This is a genomic window from Corynebacterium sp. MSK008 (assembly GCF_030232585.1).
Taxonomy (GTDB): domain Bacteria; phylum Actinomycetota; class Actinomycetes; order Mycobacteriales; family Mycobacteriaceae; genus Corynebacterium.
In genome coordinates, this window is sequence record NZ_JASPJX010000036.1 from 1 (window position 1) to 535 (window position 535).

The following is a 535-nucleotide window of genomic DNA, read 5'->3' on the forward strand; positions in this document are numbered from 1 at the left end:
GCCGGCGCGATAGCGGTCGGCCCAGCGCTTCACAGTGGGCCAGGAAACCTGGAACCGGGCGGCGACCTCGCTGATCGGCCAGCCCTGGTCGACCACGAGCTGGCCGACGATCAAGCGGTGGCGCGGGGTCAGTGCTGCGTTGGCGTGGAGCAAGAGCGTCCCCTTGGAATAGACGGAGGGGGCCGATAGCTCGACCCCCTCACGGTTGTTAGCGTGGATTCCTCTGTGGACCGCTGGCCCTAGGCCAGACCCTTTGCCAGCTCGATGGCGGTGAAGTGATGTACGGCGCTGGGCTGCTCGAGCTCGTCGAGCACCGCTAGGGCCAGGTCCGCAGGGGTGATCCGCGACGTGCCATCGTGGTTGATGAGGAGCGTGTCACCGCTACGGCGATAGGCGCCGGTTCCCTGTCCGGGCTCGAAGACTGCCGACGGACTCAGATAGATCCAGTTCTGGTTCGGATGTTCGGTACACGCGTTGAACTGGTCGAGGCTGGCCAACGCGACGTCACGCCACTGGGTCGGCACGAAGGCGGGGT

2 protein-coding genes are annotated in these 535 nt (G+C 66.2%); both read right to left on the reverse strand.

Annotation, left to right across the window (positions count from 1 at the left end):
* Window positions 1-153: helix-turn-helix domain-containing protein (locus QP996_RS11770; protein WP_284872817.1), on the reverse strand; the 153-nt coding region annotated here is incomplete at its 3' end.
* An 86-nt stretch (window positions 154-239) separates the two neighbouring features.
* A partial coding sequence (locus QP996_RS11775) for an NAD(P)-dependent oxidoreductase (protein WP_502870238.1) occupies window positions 240-535 on the reverse strand: 296 nt, incomplete at its 5' end.